This is a genomic window from Streptomyces sp. NPDC079167 (genome assembly GCF_040686735.1).
In the GTDB taxonomy this organism is placed as follows: Bacteria; Actinomycetota; Actinomycetes; order Streptomycetales; family Streptomycetaceae; genus Streptomyces.
Genome location: NZ_JBFBLO010000009.1, coordinates 99,998 through 119,097 on the forward strand (window position 1 = coordinate 99,998; position 19,100 = coordinate 119,097).

Sequence of the window (19,100 nt, forward strand, 5' to 3'; positions counted from 1 at the left end):
CGCCTACGCGGGCGTCAGCGGGGCTGGGGCCTGCCCACCAGCTCACGGAGTACGTCCTCCATCGTGATCATGCCCGCCAGCCGGCCGTCCTCGTCGAGGACGGCCGCCAGATGCGTGCGACTGCGCCGCAACGCGGTCAGCACGTCGTCCAGAGGCGTCGCCGCACGCACCCGGGCGATCGGCCGCAGGGCCGTCACCGGGAACGGCACATCGCGCGGCATGGCGTCCAGGGCGTCCTTCACATGGAGGTACCCGATGATGCGCTGCTCGCTGTCCATCACCGGGAACCGCGAGAAGCCGGACTCGTGCGAGAGCCGCTCCAGCTCCTCCGGGGTCGTGCCGACCCTGGTGGAGAGCACCCGGTCGACCGGGAGGAGCACGTCCCGGACCGGGCGCCGGCCCAGTTCCAGCGCGTGGCGCAGACGGTCGGCCGAGCGGTCGTCGACGAGCCCGGAGTCCTCGGCGTCCTTGACGAGGCGCGCCAGTTCGTCGTCGGAGAAGGTCGCGGAGACCTCGTCCTTGGTCTCCACCCGCAGCAGCTTGAGCAGCGCGTTCGCGAAGGCGTTGATCGCGAAGATCACCGGCTTCAGCGCTCTCGCGAGCGTGACCAGCGGCGGTCCGAGGAGCAACGCCGTGCGGGCCGGCTCGGCCAGCGCGATGTTCTTCGGGACCATCTCGCCGAGCAGCATGTGCAGATACGTCGCCACGGTCAGGGCGATCACGAACGAGATCGGGTGCACCAGGCCGTGCGGCACGCCCACCCCGTCGAACACGGGCTCCAGCAGATGGGCGATGGCGGGCTCGGCGACGATGCCCAGCACCAGGGTGCAGAGCGTGATGCCCAGCTGTGCCGCCGCGAGGAGCGCCGACACGTGCTCGAGCCCCCAGATGACACTACGGGCCCGCCGGTTCCCGGCTTCGGCCTCGGGCTCGATCTGACTGCGGCGCACGGAGATCAGCGCGAACTCCGCGCCGACGAAGAAGGCGTTGACGACCAGGGTCAGCAGGCCGATGAAGAGCTGGACGGCGATCATCGATCCTCCTCCTGCTCGTCGCTGCCCGGCAGCGGGGCGTGCAGCAGCGCCCGCGCGGCGCGGTGCCCCGAAGCGTCCACCACGTCGAGGCGCCACCCGGTGAGCTCGACGGAATCGCCGACCACCGGGATACGGCCGACCTCCGTGGCGATCAGACCGGCCAGGGTCTCGTACGGCCCGTCCGGCACCCGCAGTCCGATGGTGCGGAGCTGGTCGGTGCGGGCCGCTCCGTCGGCGGACCAGAGGGTGCGCCCATCGGCGTCCTCGCCCGCGGCCGCCAGGTCGGGGGTCTCGTGCGGGTCGTGCTCGTCCCGCACCTCGCCGACCACTTCTTCCACGATGTCCTCCAGCGTCACGACTCCCGCCGTGCCGCCGTACTCGTCGATGACGACGGCCATGGCCAGCTTTCCGGAGAGCCGGTCCAGCAGACGGTCGACGGTGAGCGTCTCCGGCACGAGCAGCGGTTCGCGCAGCATGTCGGACACCCGCTTACGGGGCCGCTGGTCCGCGGGAACGGCCAGCACGTCCTTGATGTGGGCGACGCCGACGACCGTGTCCAGGCTGCCCCGGTAGACGGGGAACCGGGACAGCCCGGTCGCCCGGGTGGCGTTCGCGACGTCCTCGGCGGTCGCCTGGACATCGAGGGCGGTGACCTGGACGCGGGGCGTCATCACGTTCTCCGCGGTCAGTTCGGACAGGTTGAGAGTGCGTACGAAGAGTTCCGCGGTGTCCGCCTCGAGCGCTCCCTCCTTCGCGGAGTGGCGCGCCAGGGCCACCAGCTCCTGCGGGCTGCGAGCCGATGCGAGTTCCTCGGCCGGTTCGAGGCCGAAGCGCCGCACGATCCGGTTGGCGGTGTTGTTGAGGTGGCTGATGAACGGCCGGAAGACCGCGGTGAACGCGCGCTGCGGAGCGGCGACCGTCCGGGCGACGGCCAGCGGGGAGGAGATCGCCCAGTTCTTCGGGACGAGCTCACCGACCACCATCAGGACGACGGTGGACAGCGCCGTACCGATCACGAGTGCCAGCGAGGAGGACACCCCGGGCGACAGACCCGTCGCTTCCACCGGCCCCCGGATCAGCTTGGAGATGGACGGCTCGGAGAGCATGCCCACGATCAGGTTGGTGACGGTGATGCCGAGCTGTGCGCCGGAGAGCTGATAGGTGAGGCTGCGTACGGCCTTGAGGGCTCCCGCCGCGCCCCGGTCCCCTCGCTCGACGGACCGTTCGAGATCGCCGCGCTCCACGGTGGTCAGGGAGAACTCCGCCGCCACGAACGCTCCGCAGGCGAGGGAGAGCAGTACCGCCACGAGGAGCAGGAGCACTTCGGTCATCGGTTCACCTCCGTCCCATGATCGGGCAGGGGCAGAAGGTTCGCGCGATGTCGGCGGTGTCTACTACTGGGGGGCTCGCCCATGGGCGGACGCTCACACCTTTCGAAAGGGTCGGACGGTCGAGGATCCATAGTAAAGGCTCGGCAAAATTGCCTGTACGGGGAGACGGCTCGCTGCTGGGCAGGGGCGTTCGGCGGTTCCGGACGTGGTCACAGGGACTTGATCCAGCGCCGCCAGCGGTCCTCGCGATGGTAGCCAGCCGCGCCCCACGCGTGGTGTGCCCGGTCGTTGGCTTCCAGCACCATGGCGTCGACCCGGCGGCCGCCCAGGGCCAGGAATCGGCCTTCCGCGGCTTCCAGCAGCGCGGTGGCGACGCCCTGCCGGCGGCAGGCGGGGTGCACGGCGAGCCGGTACGCGGAGCATCGCCATCCGTCGAAGCCGGCTATGACGGTCCCGGCGATCCGGCCGTCGCGTTCCGCGACGAGCAGGGCCTCGGGGTCCCGGGTGATCAGCCGGGCGACCCCCTCGTGGTCGTCGGTGATGCTGGTGCCCTCCGCGGCCTCGCGCCAGAACCGGAGCACGGCGTCGACGTCGGAGAGGGTGGCGCAGCGGATATCGAGATCGGTCATGTCCCGAGCCAACCAGAGCGCTCGGGGGAAGAGCGAACTGTTTCGCCCCGGGCCCTGCCGGCGGCGTCGTCCCGGCCCGCTCCCTCTTGCGGGTGCTAGCGGACACGCGCTAGCGTGATGGCGTGCCCAAGACCCAGCTGAACGTTCGAGTGGACGAGGCCACCGCCGAGGCGGCGCGACAGCGCGCCCTCCAGCGGGGCATCAGCGTGAACCGCTACATAGAGGAGCTCGTCAAACAGGATGCGGGCGAGGTGGGACACACCTTCGTCGAGGCCGCGGCCGACTTCATGAAGCAGTACGAGTCGGTGTTCGCCGAGGAGTTCGGCCCGGAGCGCGAAGGCACCCGTTGAACCTGCAGATCGACCTTTCCTGGCTGCTCATGGTCGCCGAGCACAAGACGCCCGGTGATCCGCAGGTCGTCGACTGGGGTGCGCTCGTCGCCGCGGTCAGCCGGCACGAGGCGGAGATCTTCGGCAGCCCCGTCTACAGCGACCCGCACTCCCGGGCGGCCGCCCTGCTCCAGCTGCTCCTGCACGTGCCCGCGCTCGAGCACTCCAACGCCATGTTCGCCTCCGCCGTGGCCTACGGCTATCTCGTCGCCTCAGGGCTCAAGGTCATCACCTCTCCCGAGCAGGTGCGCGATCTCGCGCGGCTGGTGAAGGAGGGCAAGGCCGACGTCCGGATCATCGCCGAAGAGCTCCGACGCTGGAGTCTGTGACCGGCGTTTCTCAGCCTGCCTCCGCCGAGCGGTCCACCACGGCCGACCGCCGGGCCACGCCGAGCACACACGGCGAGCTCGGCAGCTGCACACCCTTCTCCGGGATGCGGAACCTGCGCCACACCCCCAGCTCGAAGCCGGCCTCCTCGATGGCCGCCACCGTGTCCCGCGCCGTGTGACAGCCGCCGAAGAGCACCGGCCAGAGGGTGCGGTCCGCTGCCCGCTGCGCGGTCGCCAGGGCCCGGCCGGTGGCCAGGGTGTGCTCGAAGAAGCGCAGCTCACCGCCAGGCCTCAGCACACGCTTGATCTCCGCCAGCGCCCGGGGCAGGTCCCGCACGGTGCACAGGACCAGCGAGGCCACCGCCGCGTCGAAGGCCTCGCTCTTGACCGGCAGCGCCTCGGCCGTGCCCGGCACCACGTCGACCGGCACCTCCGCGCGCAGCGCCGCACCGGCCGCGAGCTGCCGCAGGCCGCGCTCGGGCTCGATCGCGACGACTTCGGACACGGCCCCCGGGTAGTGCGCGAAGTTGAGGCCGTTGCCCGCGCCGATCTCGATGACACGGCCCGAAAGGCCGGCGAGAAGCTCCTCGCGACGGTCCGCCACACCCCCCTTGAGGTCGGCCGCCACGCTCAGCCTGGCGTAGAAGCGGGCGAAGACCGGATGGTGCACCGCGTCCCGGGGGACAGGTGTGCTGCGCCGACGCATGATCGGGCCTCCTCGGAGGGCACGTGTGAATACGGCTCTCCTCAGATTCTCCCCCGTACGGCCCCGCTCAGCCGCCCGGACGATGACCGCCGAGTTCCGGTGCCAGCCAACTCGCCGCCCGCGCCCGGAAGTCGGCCGGTTCCAGCGCCCCGGAACCGGCCGGTACCGCGCCGAGCAGCGGTGCGCCCGCGGCGACCGGCAGGTCGTCGATGTTGCACCGCGAGGCCAGGTCCGGGTCGGCCGGCATGCTTCCCACCACCACGCCGGGACACATGAGGCCCCGCGTCCGCAGCGCCTCCGTCGTCAGCGCGGTGGCGTTGAGCGTGCCCAGGCCCGCCGGGGCCACCACCAGCACGGGCGCCGCCATCAGCCGCGCGGCGTCCGCGAGCGTGGCCCCCTGCTCGTCGTACCGGACGAGCAGCCCGCCCGCGCCCTCGACCAGCACCAGGTCGTGCTCAGTCGCCAGCTTCTGGGCGGCCTCGGCGATCTCGTACGGGCGTACGGGGGCGAGGCCTGCACGGCGTGCGGCTGTCTCCGGTGCCAACGGCTCCGGGAACCGGGCCAGTTCGACGGCCGTCACATGAGCGCCGGCCAGCCGTGACACCTCGGCGGCGTCCCCCGGCTCGCCCGGTTCGAGACCTGTCTGGGCGGGCTTGAGGACCGCGACCCGGCGGTCCCGGTGAGCGGCCGCGACCGCCGCGGTCACGATTGTCTTGCCGATCTCGGTGCCCGTCCCGGTCACCACGAGGATCGTCATCTCAGCCCTCCCTCGCCGCCGCGCACACGGCCCGGCAGATCCTTGCCACATCGTCGTCGCCGGTCACGTACGGCGGCATCGTGTACACGAGATCGCGGAACGGACGCAGCCAGACGCCCTCGCGCACCGCGGCCCGTGTGGCGGCTTCCATGTCGACCTCGTGGTCGAGCTGCACCACTCCGATCGCGCCCAGCACCCGGACATCCCGTACGCCCGGAACACCGGCGGCCTCCGCCAGCCCCCGGCGCAGTCCCGTGCCGATCCGTTTCACCTCCAGCTCCCAGTCCTGGCCCAGCAGGAGATCGACGGAGGCGCAGGCCACCGCCGAGGCGAGTGGATTACCCATGAACGTCGGCCCGTGCGCGAGCACCGGAACGTCCCCGTTCGAGATGCCCTCCGCCACCCTGAAGGTGCACAGCGTCGCCGCGAGTGTCAGATAGCCCCCGGTCAGCGCCTTGCCGACGCACATGACATCCGGGGAGACCCCGGCGTGCCCCGCCGCGAACAGCTGCCCGGTACGGCCGAAACCCGTCGCGATCTCGTCGAACACCAGCAGCACGTCATTCGCGTCGCACGCTTCGCGGAGCACCCGCAGATACGCGGGGGAGTGGAAGCGCATCCCACCCGCCCCCTGCACCACGGGCTCCACGATCACCGCCGCCGTCTCGTCGGCGTGCGCGGCCACCAGCTCGCGCAGATGCCTCACGTAGGTCTCGTCGGGCTCGGCGTCGAAGCCGTCCGGAGGGGCGTCCGCGAAGATCTGCCGGGGGAGGGACCCCGACCACAGCTCGTGCATCCCGCCCTCGGGGTCGCACACCGACATCGGCTGCCAGGTGTCCCCGTGATAGCCGCCGCGCCACGTCAGCAGCCGTTGCTTGGCGGGCCGCCCCGCCGAACGCCAGTACTGCAGGCACATCTTCACCGCGACCTCGACGGAGACCGACCCCGAATCGGCGAGGAAGACGTGCTGCAACGGCTCAGGAGTGATCTCCACCAGCCGGGTCGCCAGGCGGACGGCGGGCTCGTGGGTGAGCCCGCCGAACATCACATGGCTCATCCGGTCCAGCTGACCGCGGGCGGCCTCGTTGAGCACCGGATGGTTGTAGCCATGGACCGCGGACCACCAGGACGACATGCCGTCCACCAACTCGCGCTGTCCGTGGGCGGGTTCGGCCAGGCGTAGACGCACCCCGGAGGCGGACTCCACGACGAGCGGCTCCTGCCGGCCCGGCATCGGTCCGTAGGGGTGCCAGACGTGGGCCCGGTCCAGGGCCCGGAGTTCGGCGGGGCGGAGCGGATCAGGCATTGGGCGCGAGGTCCGTCCCGGTACCGCGACGGCGGACCGTCACCAGATCCGTACGCGCCGCCGGCGTCTCGGACGGCTCCGGAGGGGCCTCGGCGGTTTCGCCGCACGGAGCGCAGCCGCCCTCGTGCGAACCGCAGCCGCCGCCGGCCGGGGCACGGTGCTCGGGAAGCGTCGTGGTGTCCGCTCCCTCCACCTCGAAACCGGCGTCCGCGATCATGTCGAGGTCGGACTGGCCCGACTGGCCCTCGGTGGTCAGGTAGTCACCCAGGAAGATCGAGTTGACCAGGTTCAGCGCCAGCGGCTGCATCGAACGCAGATGGACCTCACGGCCGCCCGCGAGCCGCACCTCGACGTCGGGGCAGACGAACCGGACCATCGCCAGGATGCGGAGGCACCGCTGGGGGGTGAGGTGCCACTCCTTGGCGAGCGGGGTGCCCTCGATGGGGATCAGAAAGTTGACCGGCACCGAGTCGGGGTCCAGGCCGCGCAGCGAGAACACGACATCCACCAGATCGGCGTCGCTCTCCCCCATCCCGGCGATCAGCCCCGAGCACGCCGAGAGGCCGGCGGCCTGGGCCTGCTGCACGGTGTCCACCCGGTCGGCGTACGTGTGGGTCGTCGTGATCTGCCCGTACGTCCCCTCCGAGGTGTTGAGGTTGTGGTTGTACGCGTCCGCGCCCGCGGACCTCAGCCGGTCGGCCTGGCCCTGCGAGAGCAGGCCGAGGCACGCGCACACCTCGACGTCCTCGTGCTGCTCCTTGATCGCCTCGATCGTCCGCGACACCCGGTCGACGTCCCGGTCCGTCGGCCCCCGGCCGCTCGCCACCAGGCAGACCCGCTTCGCGCCGCCGGCCACCCCCGCGGCGGCGGCCTTCGTGGCCTCGTCCGGTTTCAGCCAGGTGTACTTGAGGATCCCCGCCTCGGAACCGAGCCGCTGCGAACAGTACGAGCAGTCCTCGGGGCAGAGCCCGGACTTCAGGTTCACCAGATAGTTGAGCTTCACTCGCCGCCCGAACCACTGACGGCGTACCTTTCCGGCCGCCGCCACCACGTCGAGCAGTTCGTCGTCGGACGTCGCCAGTACGGCGAGCGCTTCGTCACGGGTCGGCAGTTCGCGCCGCAGCCCCTTGTCCACCAGCGTATTCAGCAGGTCCATGGCCTTGATCCTGACGTACGGCACCGTCATCGGCCAAGGAGGAACCGGACAGCAGAGCCGGTCGAAGCTGTGTGTATTGCCACACCCTGGCCTGTTGCGCACCCGGTTAGGGTCTGTGAGCTGCCTACAAAAAGGGACCCGCTCATGTCCTACGCCCCGTTCGACTGGACCGACGACGAGGCCCGGCGCCGTGCCGACGCCGGACTCGTCCGGACGCTGCGCCCCCGGCCCGCCCGGACGGACGTGCTGGACCTCGCGAGCAACGACTACCTGGGCCTGAGCCGGCACCCCGAGGTCACCTCGGCCGCCGCCGAGGCGGCACGCACATGGGGCGGGGGCGCCACCGGCTCACGGCTCGTCACCGGCTCCACCGCGCTGCACGCCGAACTCGAACGCGAACTCGCCGATTTCTGCGGCTTTGAGGCCGCCCTGGTGTTCTCGTCCGGTTACGCGGCCAACCTCGCCGCCCTCACGGCGCTCACCGGACACGACTCGCTGATCGTGTCCGACTCGGGCAACCACGCCTCGATCGTGGACGGCTGCCGCCTCGCCCGGGCCGCCACCGCCGTCGTGCCGCACGCGGACCCGGAGGCGGTGCGAAAGGCGCTTTACGAACACGACGGGCGGGCGCTGGCCGTGACCGACTCCGTTTTCTCGGTGGACGGGGACGCCGCCCCCCTGGCCGCCCTCGCCGGCGTCTGCCGCGACACCGGCGCGGCCCTCCTCGTGGACGACGCGCACGGACTGGGTGTCCTGGGCGAGGGCGGGCGCGGCGCGCTCGCCGCCGCCGGACTGGCGGGCGGTGAGGGGGTCGTCGCCACCCTCACCCTCTCCAAGTCGCTCGGCAGCCAGGGCGGAGCGGTGCTCGGCCCGGCCCGGGTCATCCGTCATCTGGTCAACACGGCCCGCACGTTCATCTTCGACACCGGTCTCGCACCGGCGGCCGTCGGCGCGGCCCTGGGCGCTCTGCGGCTGCTGCGCCGCGAACCCGGACGCGCGGCGAGGGCCGGGGCCGTCGCCCTCGAGCTGTACGGCCGGCTGACGGCGGCCGGACTGACCGCCGTGCGCCCCGACGCGGCCGTCGTCTCGGTCCGCGCGCCCTCGGCGGAGTCCGCGGTGCGGTGGGCGGCCGACTGCCGCACCGCGGGTCTCGCGGTGGGATGCTTCCGGCCGCCGTCGGTGCCTGACGGGATCTCCCGGCTGAGGCTGACAGCCCGGGCAGACCTGACGCAGGATCAGGTCGGAGCCGCCGTGGGCACGGTCCTCTCCACCGCGCCGGGGCCCGTCAGCTGACCGGGCGGCCGTCCAGTCCGGCGACGAAGGCCGTCCACGCCGTCGCGGAGAAGCGAAGCGGCGGAATCGACGTGTCCTTGGAGTCCCGTACGGCGAGCTCGTCGTCGCCGGCCGACGCTGTTTCCACGCAGTTGTTCATTCCGGTACTGCGGCTGCTGCGCCGCCACCTGGTTGCGGGCTGTGCGAGACGGTCGGACATCGTGGCCCCCTCGGGCAGTCTGAAGGCTCCGCCTGATCACCGCGGCCTATTGCGGTGATCAGGTCCAGCGAACGCTCCGGCGACAGCGCGTGAGCCTGCATCGTGCGGAAGGCCGAGCCGTACGCCTCAAGGTCTTCTTTCCGCTCCAGATAGAGACTACTCGTCAAATGGTCAAGAACGACCACGTCTAGATCAGAAGTGGTCGGAAATGAAAAAATAACAAAGGGGCCTGTCAAGCCGACATAGCTCCCGGCCTCGAACGGCAGTAATTGGAGTGTCACGTGCGGGAGTTCAGCGACCTGTGAGAGATGGACCAGCTGCTCCGTCATCACCCGCGGGCCGCCGACCCCTCGCCGTAACACGGCCTCGTCGAGTACGGCGCTGAGCCGCAGCGGCCGGGGTGCGTGGAGGACACCCTGGCGGGCGAGTCTGACCTCCACCAGGGAATCGAGCTGAGCGGACGGCAGTCCGTCCAGCGAGGACCGGGTCACCGCCCGGGCGTAGTCGGCGGTCTGCAGCAGGCCCGGAACCACGGAGGTCTCCAGGGTGCGGGCGGCGTCGGCCTGGGACTCCAGGCTGATGAAGTCGCGGTACTGGGGTGGGATCAGACCGCGATACGCGTGCCACCACCCGCTCCCGCCGCCGCCCGCCGAGCCGGCGAGCGTCCGGAGCAGGGAACGCAGTTGACGGTCGTCGACGCCGTAGGCGTCCAGGAGGCGGGTCACGTCACCGGGCGTCACGCCGCTCGCCCCCGTCTCGATCCGGCTCACCTTCGACTGGTGCCAGCCCAGCATCCCGGCGGCGTCCCGGCTCGTGAGTCCCGACGTGTGACGCAGACTGCGCAGCTCCTCCCCGAGCTTGCGACGGCGTACCGCAGGGCCGTTCCGCATGGCGGCCTCCTTCCGTTGTACGGAGAGCCGCCCCGGACGGGTCGGCTCGGAAAGGGGCCAGTGTTACGCCCGGACACGGCTCAGGGGGCGGAGTTCACCGTAATGAGCGACAGATATATGCATATCTTGGTGGATCGCCGTCATGGCGGGCCACATGGGTGACAGTCTGGCGCGAAGCACAATCCAGGCCGGGCACGGGCCGGTCAGGGCGGGAAAGGGACGTCGCCATGGCAGACCATCAGGAAGCAACCGTCACTCTGCCGAGCGATCCGGCCTCGGTCTCCACGGCCCGGAGACATGTGGCCCGGGTACTCGCCGAATGGGGCCTGGCCGAGGACGACGACACCGCCGACACCATCCGGCTGATCGTCTCGGAGCTCGCCACCAACGCCGTCCAGCACACCTTCGGGCAGTCGCCCACCTTCACGGTGGACCTCCGCCTCGACCGGGACGTCGAGTTCTGTCTCGGCGTGACGGACAGCCACCCCCGCTGGCCCCAGCGGCTGCCCGCCGCGGTCCGGCAGGACAACGGCCGCGGCCTGGTGATCATCCGGGCCCTGACGAAGGAGCACGGCGGGCGGCTCAGCGTCAGCCCCACCCCGGACGGTGGCAAGACCGTGTCGGTCGCTCTGCCATGGCCGGTTTCCGCCCGGGCCTGACACCGTCGGGCGGGCCACCCGTGCGGTGCGGGCGGTGCCGTGCGGTGGGCGGGCCACCCGTGCGGTGCGGGCGTGCCGTGCGGTGGGCGGCCCACCCGTGCGGTGCGGAGCCCCCTCACACTGCGGAAGCCCGGCCGAAGCCGCTGCGCAGCAGGGCCATCAGCGTCGTCGCCGCCGCGGTGTTCCGGTCGCCCCGGTGTGCCACGGAGATCGTCCGCCGGAAGGCGGCTGGTTCCAGGCGCCGGACGGCGAGCGGCGCCGGAGACATCGCGGCCACCATCTCCGGCACCACCGCCACCCCGATCCCCGCGCTGACCAGCGCGCACACCAGTGCGTATCCGGGCGACTCGCACACCACGGCGGGGGTGGCCCCCGCCTCCGCCAGCGCACGCTCCACCCCGCGGCGCGGTGGATGGCCGGGCGCGCTGCTGATCAGCGGGCGGCCCGCGAGTTCGGCCACGGGCAGCGGGCCGCTGCCCTCGGACAGCTTCTGCCCGAGCGCGGTGACCAGCACCAGCTCCTCGACGAGCAGCGGCTCGGCGCAGACCCCCGCCGGGAGCGGGTCGGCGGCCGCGGGTTCGTAGGCGTGGGTCAGCGCCAGGTCCACGTCGCCGGCCGCCACGGCGGCGACACCGGCGGGCGGCTCGCAGTCCGTGACAGCCAGTTCGACATCGGGGTGGGCGCGCCGGAACGCGGTGAGCACCGGCGGCAGCAGATGGATCCCGGCCGTCACGAACGTGCCGACCCGCAGCCGGCCGCCCGACAGCCCTGCCAGCCCGGCCAGCTCGTGCCGCGCCTGGTCCATCTCGTCCAGGACGCGTCTCGCCCGCCCCGCCAGCAGCTCACCGGCGGCAGTCAGCCGCGCGCCGCGGTGGTGGCGGACGAGGAGCGCGGCTCCGGTCTCCTTCTCCAGCTTGGCCAGCTGCTGCGAGAGGGCGGGCGCGGTGTACCCCAGCCGCGCCGCCGCACGCGTGATCGATCCGGCCTCGGACACCGCCACCAGCGCGGCCAGCCGTGTCGGGTCGTACATTAAGCGTTCCTTTTGGCAGACCCAGGAGATTGCAAGTACATGCTAAGGGCTGCCGTCGGTCAGGGTGGACCCATGGACGCACAACTACTCGCCTTCGTCGCCGTGGCCGCGGGGATGGTGGCCCTCCCCGGCGCCGACTTCACCGTGGTCGTACGCAACGCGCTCGCATCCCGGCGGTCCGGGCTCGCCACAGCCCTGGGAGTCGCCGGAGGGCTTGTGGTGCACACCGCGCTGGCCGCGGCCGGACTCGCCGCCGTGCTCGTGACGATGCCCGCCCTGTTCCGCACCGTCCAGCTGCTCGGCGGCGCGTACGTCCTCCACCTCGGGCTCAGCGGCCTGTACGCGATGCGCCGGCGGACCACCGCCGCCACCGCTGCCGGGGAGGAGAGCGAGGACAGGACGCTGCCGGGGGCCGGCAGATCACTGCGCCAGGGGTTCCTGACCAACGCCCTCAACCCGAAGGCGCCCGTACTCTTCCTCAGCCTGCTGCCCCAGTTCGTCCCCGAAGGGCAGCCGCCGCTGCCCAGGACACTCCTGCTGGCCTCGGTGGTCGTCCTGCTCGCGCTCGTCTGGTTCCCGGCCGTCGCCCTGCTCGTGGACCGCCTGGGCCGGTGGCTGCGCCGGCCGCGTGCCACCCGGGTGATCGAGGGTGGCAGCGGCACGGCGCTCACCGCGTTGGGACTCGTGCTGGTGACGGGTCCTCTGCTGCACTGAACGGAGAAGGGAGGGCCCTCAGCGGACCCTCCCGTACAGAACGTTGCCCGACCAGATCTTCTCCAGCCGGACCACGGCGCCGGTCTTCGGCGAGTGCCAGATCTTCCCGCTGCCGGCGTAGATACCGACGTGGTACACACTGCGGCCGGAGTGGAAAAAGACGAGGTCGCCGCGTTTCCGCTGCGACCTGGTGATATGGCGGGTCTTGTTGTACTGCTGCTGCGCCGTGCGGGGGAGTTTCTTGCCGGCCTTCTTGAACGAGTAGAGCGTGAGCCCTGAGCAGTCGAACCTGTGGGGGCCCGTGGCGCCCCATCTGTAGGGCGCACCCTTCTTCGAGGCCGCGATCTTGAGTGCCTTCGTCGAGTGGGCGGCGGCCTCGGCGTCGTTCACGAGACCTGGGGCCATCATGGTGGTGCCTACGGCGAATGTCAGAACCGAGGCCGTGCCGACCCGGGCGAACAGAGACGGGACATGAACCTGCGCAGTCATGCGCAACCCTTCGTCAGCCGCCTGTGAAGGATGACCTGTCGGGTTCGGGCTGGCGAAGTTGCCCGGCCGCGCGAAGCGGCTTCACCCCGAGGGCCGTCCGGAACTCCGGTCGGCCCGTTGTGCTCGGGTCCTCCACTCCTGCCGATCCACTCCTGTCGACCAGGCATCCGGACGGCGGCAGGACTCGGCGTCCGCCCGGACCGCCCCGCCGCGGTGGCGGGGGCTTGTCGTCCCAGGGATCTTTACGCACGCGCCGCCGGATTTCCTCGCTGAAGTGGCGATATGTGAGAGTCGTCACGACTGATCCGATCGGGTGGACGAAGTCGGTCCCGAGTCGGAACGGCCGCACCGGACCAGCCGCGCACCAGCGGCGGAACAACTGATTCCGCTCAGTGTCCGCGCTTGTCGCGCAAGTTGGGCTGTCCCTCGCGCGGGGGACCTTCTACGCCGATCGAGGGAGGAAAACTCGTCAGGCCGCCGGGCGTGTCGAAAAGTGGTGCCGAAAAGCGGTGCGGCGGCCGAGCCGGGCGCCGGAGCGCTCAACTCGACGACGCGGGAGGCACGGCGACCCGCCCGGCGCGCCGCTCACCGTCCAGCAGTCGCAGTGCCCTGGCCAGGGTGTCCGCGTGGATCTGTGACTCACCCCGCTCGTGCATCAGGACGAGCGCGTCACGGAGGGCGGTGGCCCGGGACGCGAGAGCCTGAGCCGCCCGGAGCGCCCCGTACGTGTCGCTGCCGCGGGCGGGGTTGATGCGGCCCAGCTGGTCGAGCACCTCCAGATAGCAGTCGATGAACTCGGCCTCCGCGCGGGTCAGGGCGGGGAGCGGCGGGAACTGGGGGGTGAGCATCGGGCGTTCACCTCGCGGGATGCGGCGGCTGGGACGGCGTGCGGTTCTCCATGACGTGGTCCACCAGCCCGAACGCCAGGGCGGCCGGGGCGTCGAGGATGGTGTCCCGTTCGATGGCTGCGCTGATCTCCCGTGCGGTACGCCCGGTGTGACGGGCGAGCATGGCCGTGACCACCTCGCGCTCCCGCTCCAACTCGCGGGCCTGGATCGCGAGATCGGAGGGCTGGCCCTGCACCGGCTCGTCCAGGGCGGGTTGCTGGATGACTACCCGGGCGCCCGGCAGGGCATGTCGGTGTCCGGGCGTGCCGGCTGCGAGCAGGACCGCGGCGCTCGAACCCGCCTGGCCGAGGCAGAAGGTCTCCACCTCGCATGCGAGGAAGCGCATGGTGTCGTAGATCGCGGTCATGGCGTTGAAGGAGCCGCCGGGCGAGTTGATGTAGAGGGAGAGCGGCCGGTCAGGATCGGCGTGCTCCAGATACATGAACTGCGCGATCAGGTCGGTCGCCGCGGTGTCGTCGACCGGTGTGCCGAGAAAGACGATCCGCTCGGACAGCAACTTCGAGTACGGATCCATGCTCCGGGAGCCGTAAGCGGTGCGCTCGGTGAACTCGGGCAGGACGTAGCGGGCGGCGGGACGGAACATGGCGATGCCTCTCCTCGGACCACAGCGAATCGCAGTACGTAAAAAATGTACAGGACGTACAGGAGGTTAAGATGGGGGTATGGCCTACGAGATTCCGGTGACGCAAGCCCGGGCGGAGCTCGCCGAACTGATCAACCGCGTCGTCTACGGGGGTGAACGAGTCGTGGTGACGCGGCACGGCAAGCCCCTGGTGGCCCTGGTTTCGGCCGCTGACCTGCAACGATTGGAGAGCGACGAGGAGGCGGCGCGGGAGGTGGCCGCCGAGGAGCAGGTGATCAGTTCGGTCTCCTCGTTCCGCTCCGTGTCGTCCGCTCAAGGCGAACAGCACCGCTTCGGGCTCGCGGCGGAGCACCGCGGCCACGAGGACCGGGACCGCTGACGCCGTCCACGGAAGCCCGCGCTGCCGTGGAACCGCGAAACGGCCGAGCGCCCGCCTGTCCTGGCGGGGGCTCGGCTCGTCCGGGAGTTCCCTTCAGTCCGTGAGGACCGGTTCGCGCCGCCGGCCGGGGAGGCCGGCCGGGTTGTCCGCGTCCGGCTGCCGGCGGCGGCCGCCGGTCAGTACGGCTGCCAGGCCCAGTACGGCCCAGACCGCCAGGGTCAGCGCGGCCCCGCCCGCCGCGGCGCCGTCGAAGAAGGCCACCGACCTCAGCAGTGAGCCGCCCGCGCCCGGTGGGAGCCACTGGCCGATCGTGCCGACCGGTTCGGGGAGCAGCTCGGGCGCGCTCGTGACGCCCGAGAAGGAATTGCCGAGCAGCACCATCAGCAGCGCGCCCACGCCGATGCCCTTCGAGCCGAACAGTGCCGCGAGCCCTCCGACGCCGGAGGAGACGGCCAGCACGGTGAGTCCGACGACGCCGGCCTCCGTCCACCAGTCACCTGCCATCACGCCCAGCCAGCTGTGGGTGAGGGCCGTGGCGGCGACGCCCACCAGTCCCGCCGCGCCGACGAGCGCCACGGCCGCCTTGGTGCCGCGCAGCCGCAGGACGGTCACCAGCGCCCCGGCGGCGACACCGGCGAGTGCCAGCGGGAGGATGCTCGCCCCGAGCGCCGCGCCGCGCGGATCGGCCTCGGGTGCGGCGACGACATCCGTGACCGGTACGGCCGTTCCCGGGGGAGCCGCCCCCTTGGCCGCCTCGGTCAGCAGCTGGGAGACGACGGGGCTCGCCGCCGAGGCGGTGAGCAGCCGGGGACCCTCCTCGGTGACGACGACGGCGCCGTACACGACCCGCTCCTCGATCGCGTCGCGGGCCGCGGCCTCGTCGTCGTAACGGTGGATCTCGAAGGTTCCCGCGCGCTGTTCGAACTGCTTCTGCAGCTGGCCGGCCGCTGCCGCGGGGCCTGCGACTCCCACGGGCAGATCACGCGGGGCGATCCGGGCGGCGGGCCAGGAGAACGACCAGAGGCTGAGTGTCACGATCAGCGGGACGAGGAGGATGACGGCGATCGCGCGGCGGTTCGGCGCAGCAGGCATGACGACTGCCTCGATTCAAAGAGAAAGATCGTTCGTTTTACGATGTACGGCCACTGTCTCCCCGGCTCTGACGCTTGTCAAGAAGGAACGTTCGTTTTAGGTTGGGGTCATGGCACGTGTATCCCAGGAGCACCTCGACGCCCGCCGCCGGCAGATTCTCGCCGGCGCCGCGCGCTGCTTCGCCGGCAACGGCTTCCACGGCACCTCGATGCAGGACGTGCTGAAGGAGGTCGGACTGTCGGCCGGAGCCGTCTACCGCTACTTCGCGGGCAAGGAGGATCTGATCGCGGCCATCGCCGACGAGGCGTTCCGCTCCATCCGGAGTGCCTTCGAGGAGGCTGCGGAGCTGACCCCGCCCCCCACTCCCGACGTGCTGCTCGGCAGGGTGCTGCGCGGGGTCTTCGAGGGGCAGGTGTACGGGATGGAGCGCCGCGCGTGCGCCGCGCTCATCGTCCAGGTGTGGGCCGAGACCCTGCGCAACGACCAGTTGGCGAGGACGCTCGAGGAGGGCTACGACGGCATGCGTGGGGCCTGGGCGAAGCTGGTGGACGCGTACCGTGCGGCGGGCCTCATGCACTCCGACGTTCCCGCCGACGACGTCGCCCGCACCATGATCGCCACCGCTCAGGGATTCATGGCCCAGGAGGCTCTGTTCGGCGGAGCCGAACCCGCCGTCCTGGAGAACGGGTTGCGCGGGCTGATGTCCATGGACCGGTCAAAGATCAGTTAACGCGCCGGAAAAACTTCCGCCCTAACGTGCAATACCTGGTCGCGGAATCCTCTTCACCGTTCAACAGAGTGTTGAAGGCGGGATAGGGTCCCGCTGCGTCCGGGGCAGGTACCGGGCGGGAGACGAAGAGGGTGGAAGCGTGCAACTGACTCCGCACGAACAGGAACGCCTGCTCATCCACGTGGCGGCCGACGTCGCCGAGAAGCGCAGGGCGCGCGGACTGCGGCTGAATCACCCCGAGGCGATCGCGCTGATCACCTCGCACCTCCTGGAGGGCGCACGCGACGGCCGGACCGTAGCCGAACTGATGGCCTCCGGAAGGAAGATCCTCACCCGCGACGACGTCATGGACGGCATCCCCGAGATGATCCACGACGTCCAGGTCGAGGCCACCTTCCCGGACGGCACCAAGTTGGTCACCGTCCACGAACCGATCGTCTGACGGGGGAACGGCCGATGATTCCCGGAGAGATCCTGTTCGCGGACGGGCGGATCGCGCTCAACGAGGGGCGCCCCACCACCCGTCTCACCGTCCTCAACGCCGCTGACCGCCCCGTCCAGGTCGGCTCCCACTACCACTTCGCCGAGGCCAACCCCGGCCTGGACTTCGACCGCGGCGCCGCCCACGGTCTGCGGCTGAACATCGCCGCCGGGACCGCTGTGCGCTTCGAGCCGGGTATCCCCGTCGATGTCGAACTCGTCCCGCTCGCAGGTCTGCGCACCGTCCCGGGGCTGCGCGGCGACACCGGAGGTTCCCTCGATGCCTGAGCTCAGCCGCCCGGTGTACGCCGACCTGTTCGGGCCCACCACCGGTGACCGCGTCCGGCTCGCCGACACCGACCTCGTCGTCGAGATCGAGGAGGACCGCTCCGGCGGCCCCGGACTGGCCGGTGACGAGGCGGTGTTCGGCGGCGGCAAGGTGATCCGCGAATCGATGGGGCAGGCACGGACCACCCGCGCCGAAGGGGCACCCGACACCGTCATCACCGGCGGCGTCATCATCGACCACTGGGGCGTCGTCAAGGCCGACATAGGCATCCGTGACGGCCGGATAACCGGGATCGGCAAGGCCGGCAACCCGGACACGATGGACGGCATCCACCCCGAACTGGTCATCGGCCCCGAGACCGAGATCATCGCGGGCAACGGCAAGTTCGTCACCGCCGGTGCCATCGACGCGCACGTCCACTTCATATCGCCGACCCTCCTCGACCAGGCGCTCTCCTCGGGGATCACCACGCTCGTCGGCGGCGGCACGGGCCCGGCCGAGGGGACCAAGGCCACGACGATCACCCCGGGCCCCTGGCACCTTGCCCGGATGTTCGAGGCGCTCGAGGCGTACCCGGTCAACATCGGTCTGCTCGGCAAGGGCAACACGATGTCCCGGGAGGCCATGCACTCCCAACTGCGCGCCGGTGCGCTGGGATTCAAGATCCATGAGGACTGGGGTGCGACCCCCGCCGTCATCGACGCCTGCCTGAGTGTGTGCGACGAGACCGGCGCCCAGCTCGCCATCCACACGGACACGCTCAACGAGGCAGGGTTCGTCGCCGACACGCTGGCCGCCATCGCGGGGCGCTCCATCCACGCATACCACACCGAAGGTGCGGGCGGCGGGCACGCTCCCGACATCATCAGCGTCGTCTCGGAGCCCTACGTCCTGCCCAGTTCCACCAACCCGACCCGGCCGCACACCCTGAACACCATCGAGGAACACCTCGACATGCTGATGGTCTGCCACCACCTCAACCCCACGGTGCCGGAGGACCTCGCCTTCGCCGAGTCCCGGATCCGGCCCTCGACCATCGCCGCCGAGGACATCCTCCACGACCTCGGGGCCATCTCGATCATCTCCTCGGACTCCCAGGCGATGGGCCGCATCGGCGAGGTGATCCTGCGTACCTGGCAGACCGCCCATGTGATGAAACGGCGGCGCGGGCCCCTGCCGGGCGACGGCCCCGCCGACAACCACCGGGCACGTCGCTATGTCGCCAAATACACGATCAACCCCGCGGTGGCCCAGGGGCTGGACCGGGAGATCGGCTCCGTGGAGAGCGGGAAGCTCGCCGATCTCGTGCTGTGGGACCCGGCGTTCTTCGGCGTCAAACCGCAGACCGTGATCAAGGGCGGCCAGATCGCCTACGCGCAGATGGGCGACGCCAACGCATCGATCCCCACCCCGCAGCCGGTCATGCCGCGCCCGATGTTCGGCGCCGTGGGCCGCGCGCCCTCGGCCAACTCCCTCAACTTCGTCTCCTCCGCCGCCGTCGAGGCGGGTCTGCCGGAACGGCTCGGACTCGGCAAGGAGTTCGTGCCGATCACCAGCACCCGCGGAGTCACCAAGGCGGACATGCGGGAGAACGACGCCCTGCCCCGGGTCCAGGTCGACCCCGACAGCTTCGCCGTCACCATCGACAGCGATCCGGTCGAACCCGCCCCCGCCGCCGAACTCCCCATGGCCCAGCGCTACTTCCTTTTCTGAAGGCAGGACAGCACT

The 19,100-nt window shown here is 71.0% G+C and carries 24 protein-coding genes and 1 riboswitch; of the genes, 10 read left to right on the plus strand and 14 right to left on the minus strand.

Going from position 1 to position 19,100, the window contains the following annotated elements; translation table 11 throughout:
• Nucleotides 1–14: 14 nt before the first annotated feature.
• From AB0P41_RS20225 to AB0P41_RS20235, 3 genes are all read right to left on the minus strand, one after another.
• Nucleotides 15–1,034 carry a hemolysin family protein gene (locus AB0P41_RS20225; RefSeq protein WP_356715011.1) on the minus strand — a complete coding sequence of 340 codons (1,020 nt, stop codon included), beginning with the start codon at nt 1,032–1,034 and terminating at the stop codon, nt 15–17.
• Nucleotides 1,031–2,365 carry a hemolysin family protein gene (locus tag AB0P41_RS20230; RefSeq protein ID WP_365933276.1) on the minus strand — a complete coding sequence of 445 codons (1,335 nt, stop codon included), beginning with the start codon at nt 2,363–2,365 and terminating at the stop codon, nt 1,031–1,033. Before AB0P41_RS20230 ends, AB0P41_RS20225 begins: the two co-directional genes overlap by 4 nt.
• Nucleotides 2,366–2,574: 209 nt before the next feature.
• Nucleotides 2,575–2,994, minus strand: a complete 420-nt coding sequence (locus AB0P41_RS20235) for a GNAT family N-acetyltransferase (protein WP_365933278.1) — start codon at nt 2,992–2,994, stop codon at nt 2,575–2,577.
• A gap of 122 nt (nt 2,995–3,116) precedes the next feature.
• Here AB0P41_RS20235 and AB0P41_RS20240 point away from each other — a divergent pair, with 122 nt between their 5' ends.
• Entirely contained in the window at nt 3,117–3,344 is a 228-nt protein-coding gene (locus AB0P41_RS20240) for an antitoxin (protein WP_356715004.1), read from the plus strand.
• Nucleotides 3,341–3,712 carry a fic family toxin-antitoxin system, toxin component gene (locus AB0P41_RS20245; RefSeq protein WP_356715002.1) on the plus strand — a complete coding sequence of 124 codons (372 nt, stop codon included), beginning with the start codon at nt 3,341–3,343 and terminating at the stop codon, nt 3,710–3,712. Before AB0P41_RS20240 ends, AB0P41_RS20245 begins: the two co-directional genes overlap by 4 nt.
• Before the next feature lie 10 nt (nt 3,713–3,722).
• On the opposite strand, the gene AB0P41_RS20250 is transcribed toward AB0P41_RS20245, so the two are convergent.
• The 4 genes from AB0P41_RS20250 to bioB all read right to left on the minus strand — a co-directional run bounded on the left by AB0P41_RS20250 (nt 3,723) and on the right by bioB (nt 7,637).
• The gene (locus tag AB0P41_RS20250; protein WP_365933280.1) at nt 3,723–4,418 is read right to left on the minus strand and encodes a class I SAM-dependent methyltransferase; all 696 of its coding nucleotides are present in this window, start codon (nt 4,416–4,418) and stop codon (nt 3,723–3,725) included.
• Between the two features lie 67 nt (nt 4,419–4,485).
• The gene (gene bioD, locus AB0P41_RS20255) at nt 4,486–5,175 is read right to left on the minus strand and encodes a dethiobiotin synthase (protein ID WP_365933282.1); all 690 of its coding nucleotides are present in this window, start codon (nt 5,173–5,175) and stop codon (nt 4,486–4,488) included.
• A gap of 1 nt (nt 5,176) precedes the next feature.
• The gene (locus tag AB0P41_RS20260) at nt 5,177–6,481 is read right to left on the minus strand and encodes an adenosylmethionine--8-amino-7-oxononanoate transaminase (RefSeq protein ID WP_365933284.1); all 1,305 of its coding nucleotides are present in this window, start codon (nt 6,479–6,481) and stop codon (nt 5,177–5,179) included.
• Nucleotides 6,474–7,637 carry a biotin synthase BioB gene (bioB, locus tag AB0P41_RS20265; protein WP_356714994.1) on the minus strand — a complete coding sequence of 388 codons (1,164 nt, stop codon included), beginning with the start codon at nt 7,635–7,637 and terminating at the stop codon, nt 6,474–6,476. Before bioB ends, AB0P41_RS20260 begins: the two co-directional genes overlap by 8 nt.
• Nucleotides 7,638–7,781: 144 nt before the next feature.
• On the opposite strand from bioB, the gene AB0P41_RS20270 reads away from it, so the two are divergent.
• Nucleotides 7,782–8,930 (plus strand): 8-amino-7-oxononanoate synthase, encoded by a 1,149-nt coding sequence (locus AB0P41_RS20270; RefSeq protein WP_365933286.1) that lies wholly within the window; start codon nt 7,782–7,784, stop codon nt 8,928–8,930.
• Here AB0P41_RS20270 and AB0P41_RS20275 read toward each other — a convergent pair.
• Both AB0P41_RS20275 and AB0P41_RS20280 read right to left on the minus strand, forming a co-directional pair.
• Nucleotides 8,923–9,129, minus strand: coding sequence for a DUF397 domain-containing protein (locus tag AB0P41_RS20275; RefSeq protein ID WP_365933288.1), 207 nt, complete (start codon nt 9,127–9,129; stop codon nt 8,923–8,925). The two genes, AB0P41_RS20270 and AB0P41_RS20275, sit on opposite strands and share 8 nt — an antisense overlap.
• Nucleotides 9,066–10,019: a helix-turn-helix transcriptional regulator gene (locus AB0P41_RS20280; RefSeq protein ID WP_365933289.1), complete on the minus strand. Its 954-nt coding sequence runs from the start codon at nt 10,017–10,019 to the stop codon at nt 9,066–9,068. Before AB0P41_RS20280 ends, AB0P41_RS20275 begins: the two co-directional genes overlap by 64 nt.
• Nucleotides 10,020–10,246: 227 nt before the next feature.
• Here AB0P41_RS20280 and AB0P41_RS20285 point away from each other — a divergent pair, with 227 nt between their 5' ends.
• On the plus strand, nt 10,247–10,678 hold the full coding sequence (locus tag AB0P41_RS20285; protein WP_365933291.1) for an ATP-binding protein: 432 nt from the start codon (nt 10,247–10,249) through the stop codon (nt 10,676–10,678).
• Between the two features lie 115 nt (nt 10,679–10,793).
• On the opposite strand, the gene AB0P41_RS20290 is transcribed toward AB0P41_RS20285, so the two are convergent.
• Nucleotides 10,794–11,708, minus strand: coding sequence for a LysR family transcriptional regulator (locus AB0P41_RS20290; protein WP_365933293.1), 915 nt, complete (start codon nt 11,706–11,708; stop codon nt 10,794–10,796).
• A gap of 72 nt (nt 11,709–11,780) precedes the next feature.
• Between AB0P41_RS20290 and AB0P41_RS20295 the strand changes: the two genes are divergently transcribed.
• On the plus strand, nt 11,781–12,422 hold the full coding sequence (locus AB0P41_RS20295; protein ID WP_356714982.1) for a LysE family translocator: 642 nt from the start codon (nt 11,781–11,783) through the stop codon (nt 12,420–12,422).
• Nucleotides 12,423–12,440: 18 nt separating this feature from the next.
• Here AB0P41_RS20295 and AB0P41_RS20300 read toward each other — a convergent pair whose 3' ends face one another.
• The 3 genes from AB0P41_RS20300 to AB0P41_RS20310 form a co-directional block, all read right to left on the minus strand.
• On the minus strand, nt 12,441–12,911 hold the full coding sequence (locus AB0P41_RS20300; protein ID WP_356714980.1) for a C40 family peptidase: 471 nt from the start codon (nt 12,909–12,911) through the stop codon (nt 12,441–12,443).
• Between the two features lie 3 nt (nt 12,912–12,914).
• Nucleotides 12,915–13,111, minus strand: a riboswitch (cyclic di-AMP (ydaO/yuaA leader).
• A 339-nt stretch (nt 13,112–13,450) separates the two neighbouring features.
• Nucleotides 13,451–13,759 (minus strand): hypothetical protein, encoded by a 309-nt coding sequence (locus tag AB0P41_RS20305; RefSeq protein ID WP_356714978.1) that lies wholly within the window; start codon nt 13,757–13,759, stop codon nt 13,451–13,453.
• A gap of 7 nt (nt 13,760–13,766) precedes the next feature.
• Nucleotides 13,767–14,402 (minus strand): ATP-dependent Clp protease proteolytic subunit, encoded by a 636-nt coding sequence (locus AB0P41_RS20310; protein ID WP_356714975.1) that lies wholly within the window; start codon nt 14,400–14,402, stop codon nt 13,767–13,769.
• Nucleotides 14,403–14,481: 79 nt separating this feature from the next.
• Between AB0P41_RS20310 and AB0P41_RS20315 the strand changes: the two genes are divergently transcribed.
• The gene (locus AB0P41_RS20315; RefSeq protein WP_356714973.1) at nt 14,482–14,781 is read left to right on the plus strand and encodes a type II toxin-antitoxin system Phd/YefM family antitoxin; all 300 of its coding nucleotides are present in this window, start codon (nt 14,482–14,484) and stop codon (nt 14,779–14,781) included.
• A gap of 93 nt (nt 14,782–14,874) precedes the next feature.
• Here the strand turns inward: AB0P41_RS20315 and AB0P41_RS20320 are convergent, their stop codons facing one another.
• The gene (locus AB0P41_RS20320; RefSeq protein ID WP_365933296.1) at nt 14,875–15,873 is read right to left on the minus strand and encodes an ABC transporter permease; all 999 of its coding nucleotides are present in this window, start codon (nt 15,871–15,873) and stop codon (nt 14,875–14,877) included.
• Nucleotides 15,874–15,982: 109 nt separating this feature from the next.
• Here AB0P41_RS20320 and AB0P41_RS20325 point away from each other — a divergent pair, with 109 nt between their 5' ends.
• The 4 genes from AB0P41_RS20325 to AB0P41_RS20340 all read left to right on the plus strand — a co-directional run bounded on the left by AB0P41_RS20325 (nt 15,983) and on the right by AB0P41_RS20340 (nt 19,085).
• A complete protein-coding gene (locus AB0P41_RS20325) occupies nt 15,983–16,603 on the plus strand; it encodes a TetR/AcrR family transcriptional regulator (protein ID WP_365933298.1) in 621 nt (206 codons plus the stop codon).
• A gap of 139 nt (nt 16,604–16,742) precedes the next feature.
• Nucleotides 16,743–17,045, plus strand: a complete 303-nt coding sequence (locus tag AB0P41_RS20330; RefSeq protein WP_356714967.1) for an urease subunit gamma — start codon at nt 16,743–16,745, stop codon at nt 17,043–17,045.
• Nucleotides 17,046–17,059: 14 nt separating this feature from the next.
• Nucleotides 17,060–17,371 carry an urease subunit beta gene (locus AB0P41_RS20335; RefSeq protein ID WP_356714965.1) on the plus strand — a complete coding sequence of 104 codons (312 nt, stop codon included), beginning with the start codon at nt 17,060–17,062 and terminating at the stop codon, nt 17,369–17,371.
• A complete protein-coding gene (locus AB0P41_RS20340; RefSeq protein WP_365933300.1) occupies nt 17,364–19,085 on the plus strand; it encodes an urease subunit alpha in 1,722 nt (573 codons plus the stop codon). Before AB0P41_RS20335 ends, AB0P41_RS20340 begins: the two co-directional genes overlap by 8 nt.
• The last annotated feature ends 15 nt before the right edge of the window (nt 19,086–19,100 follow it).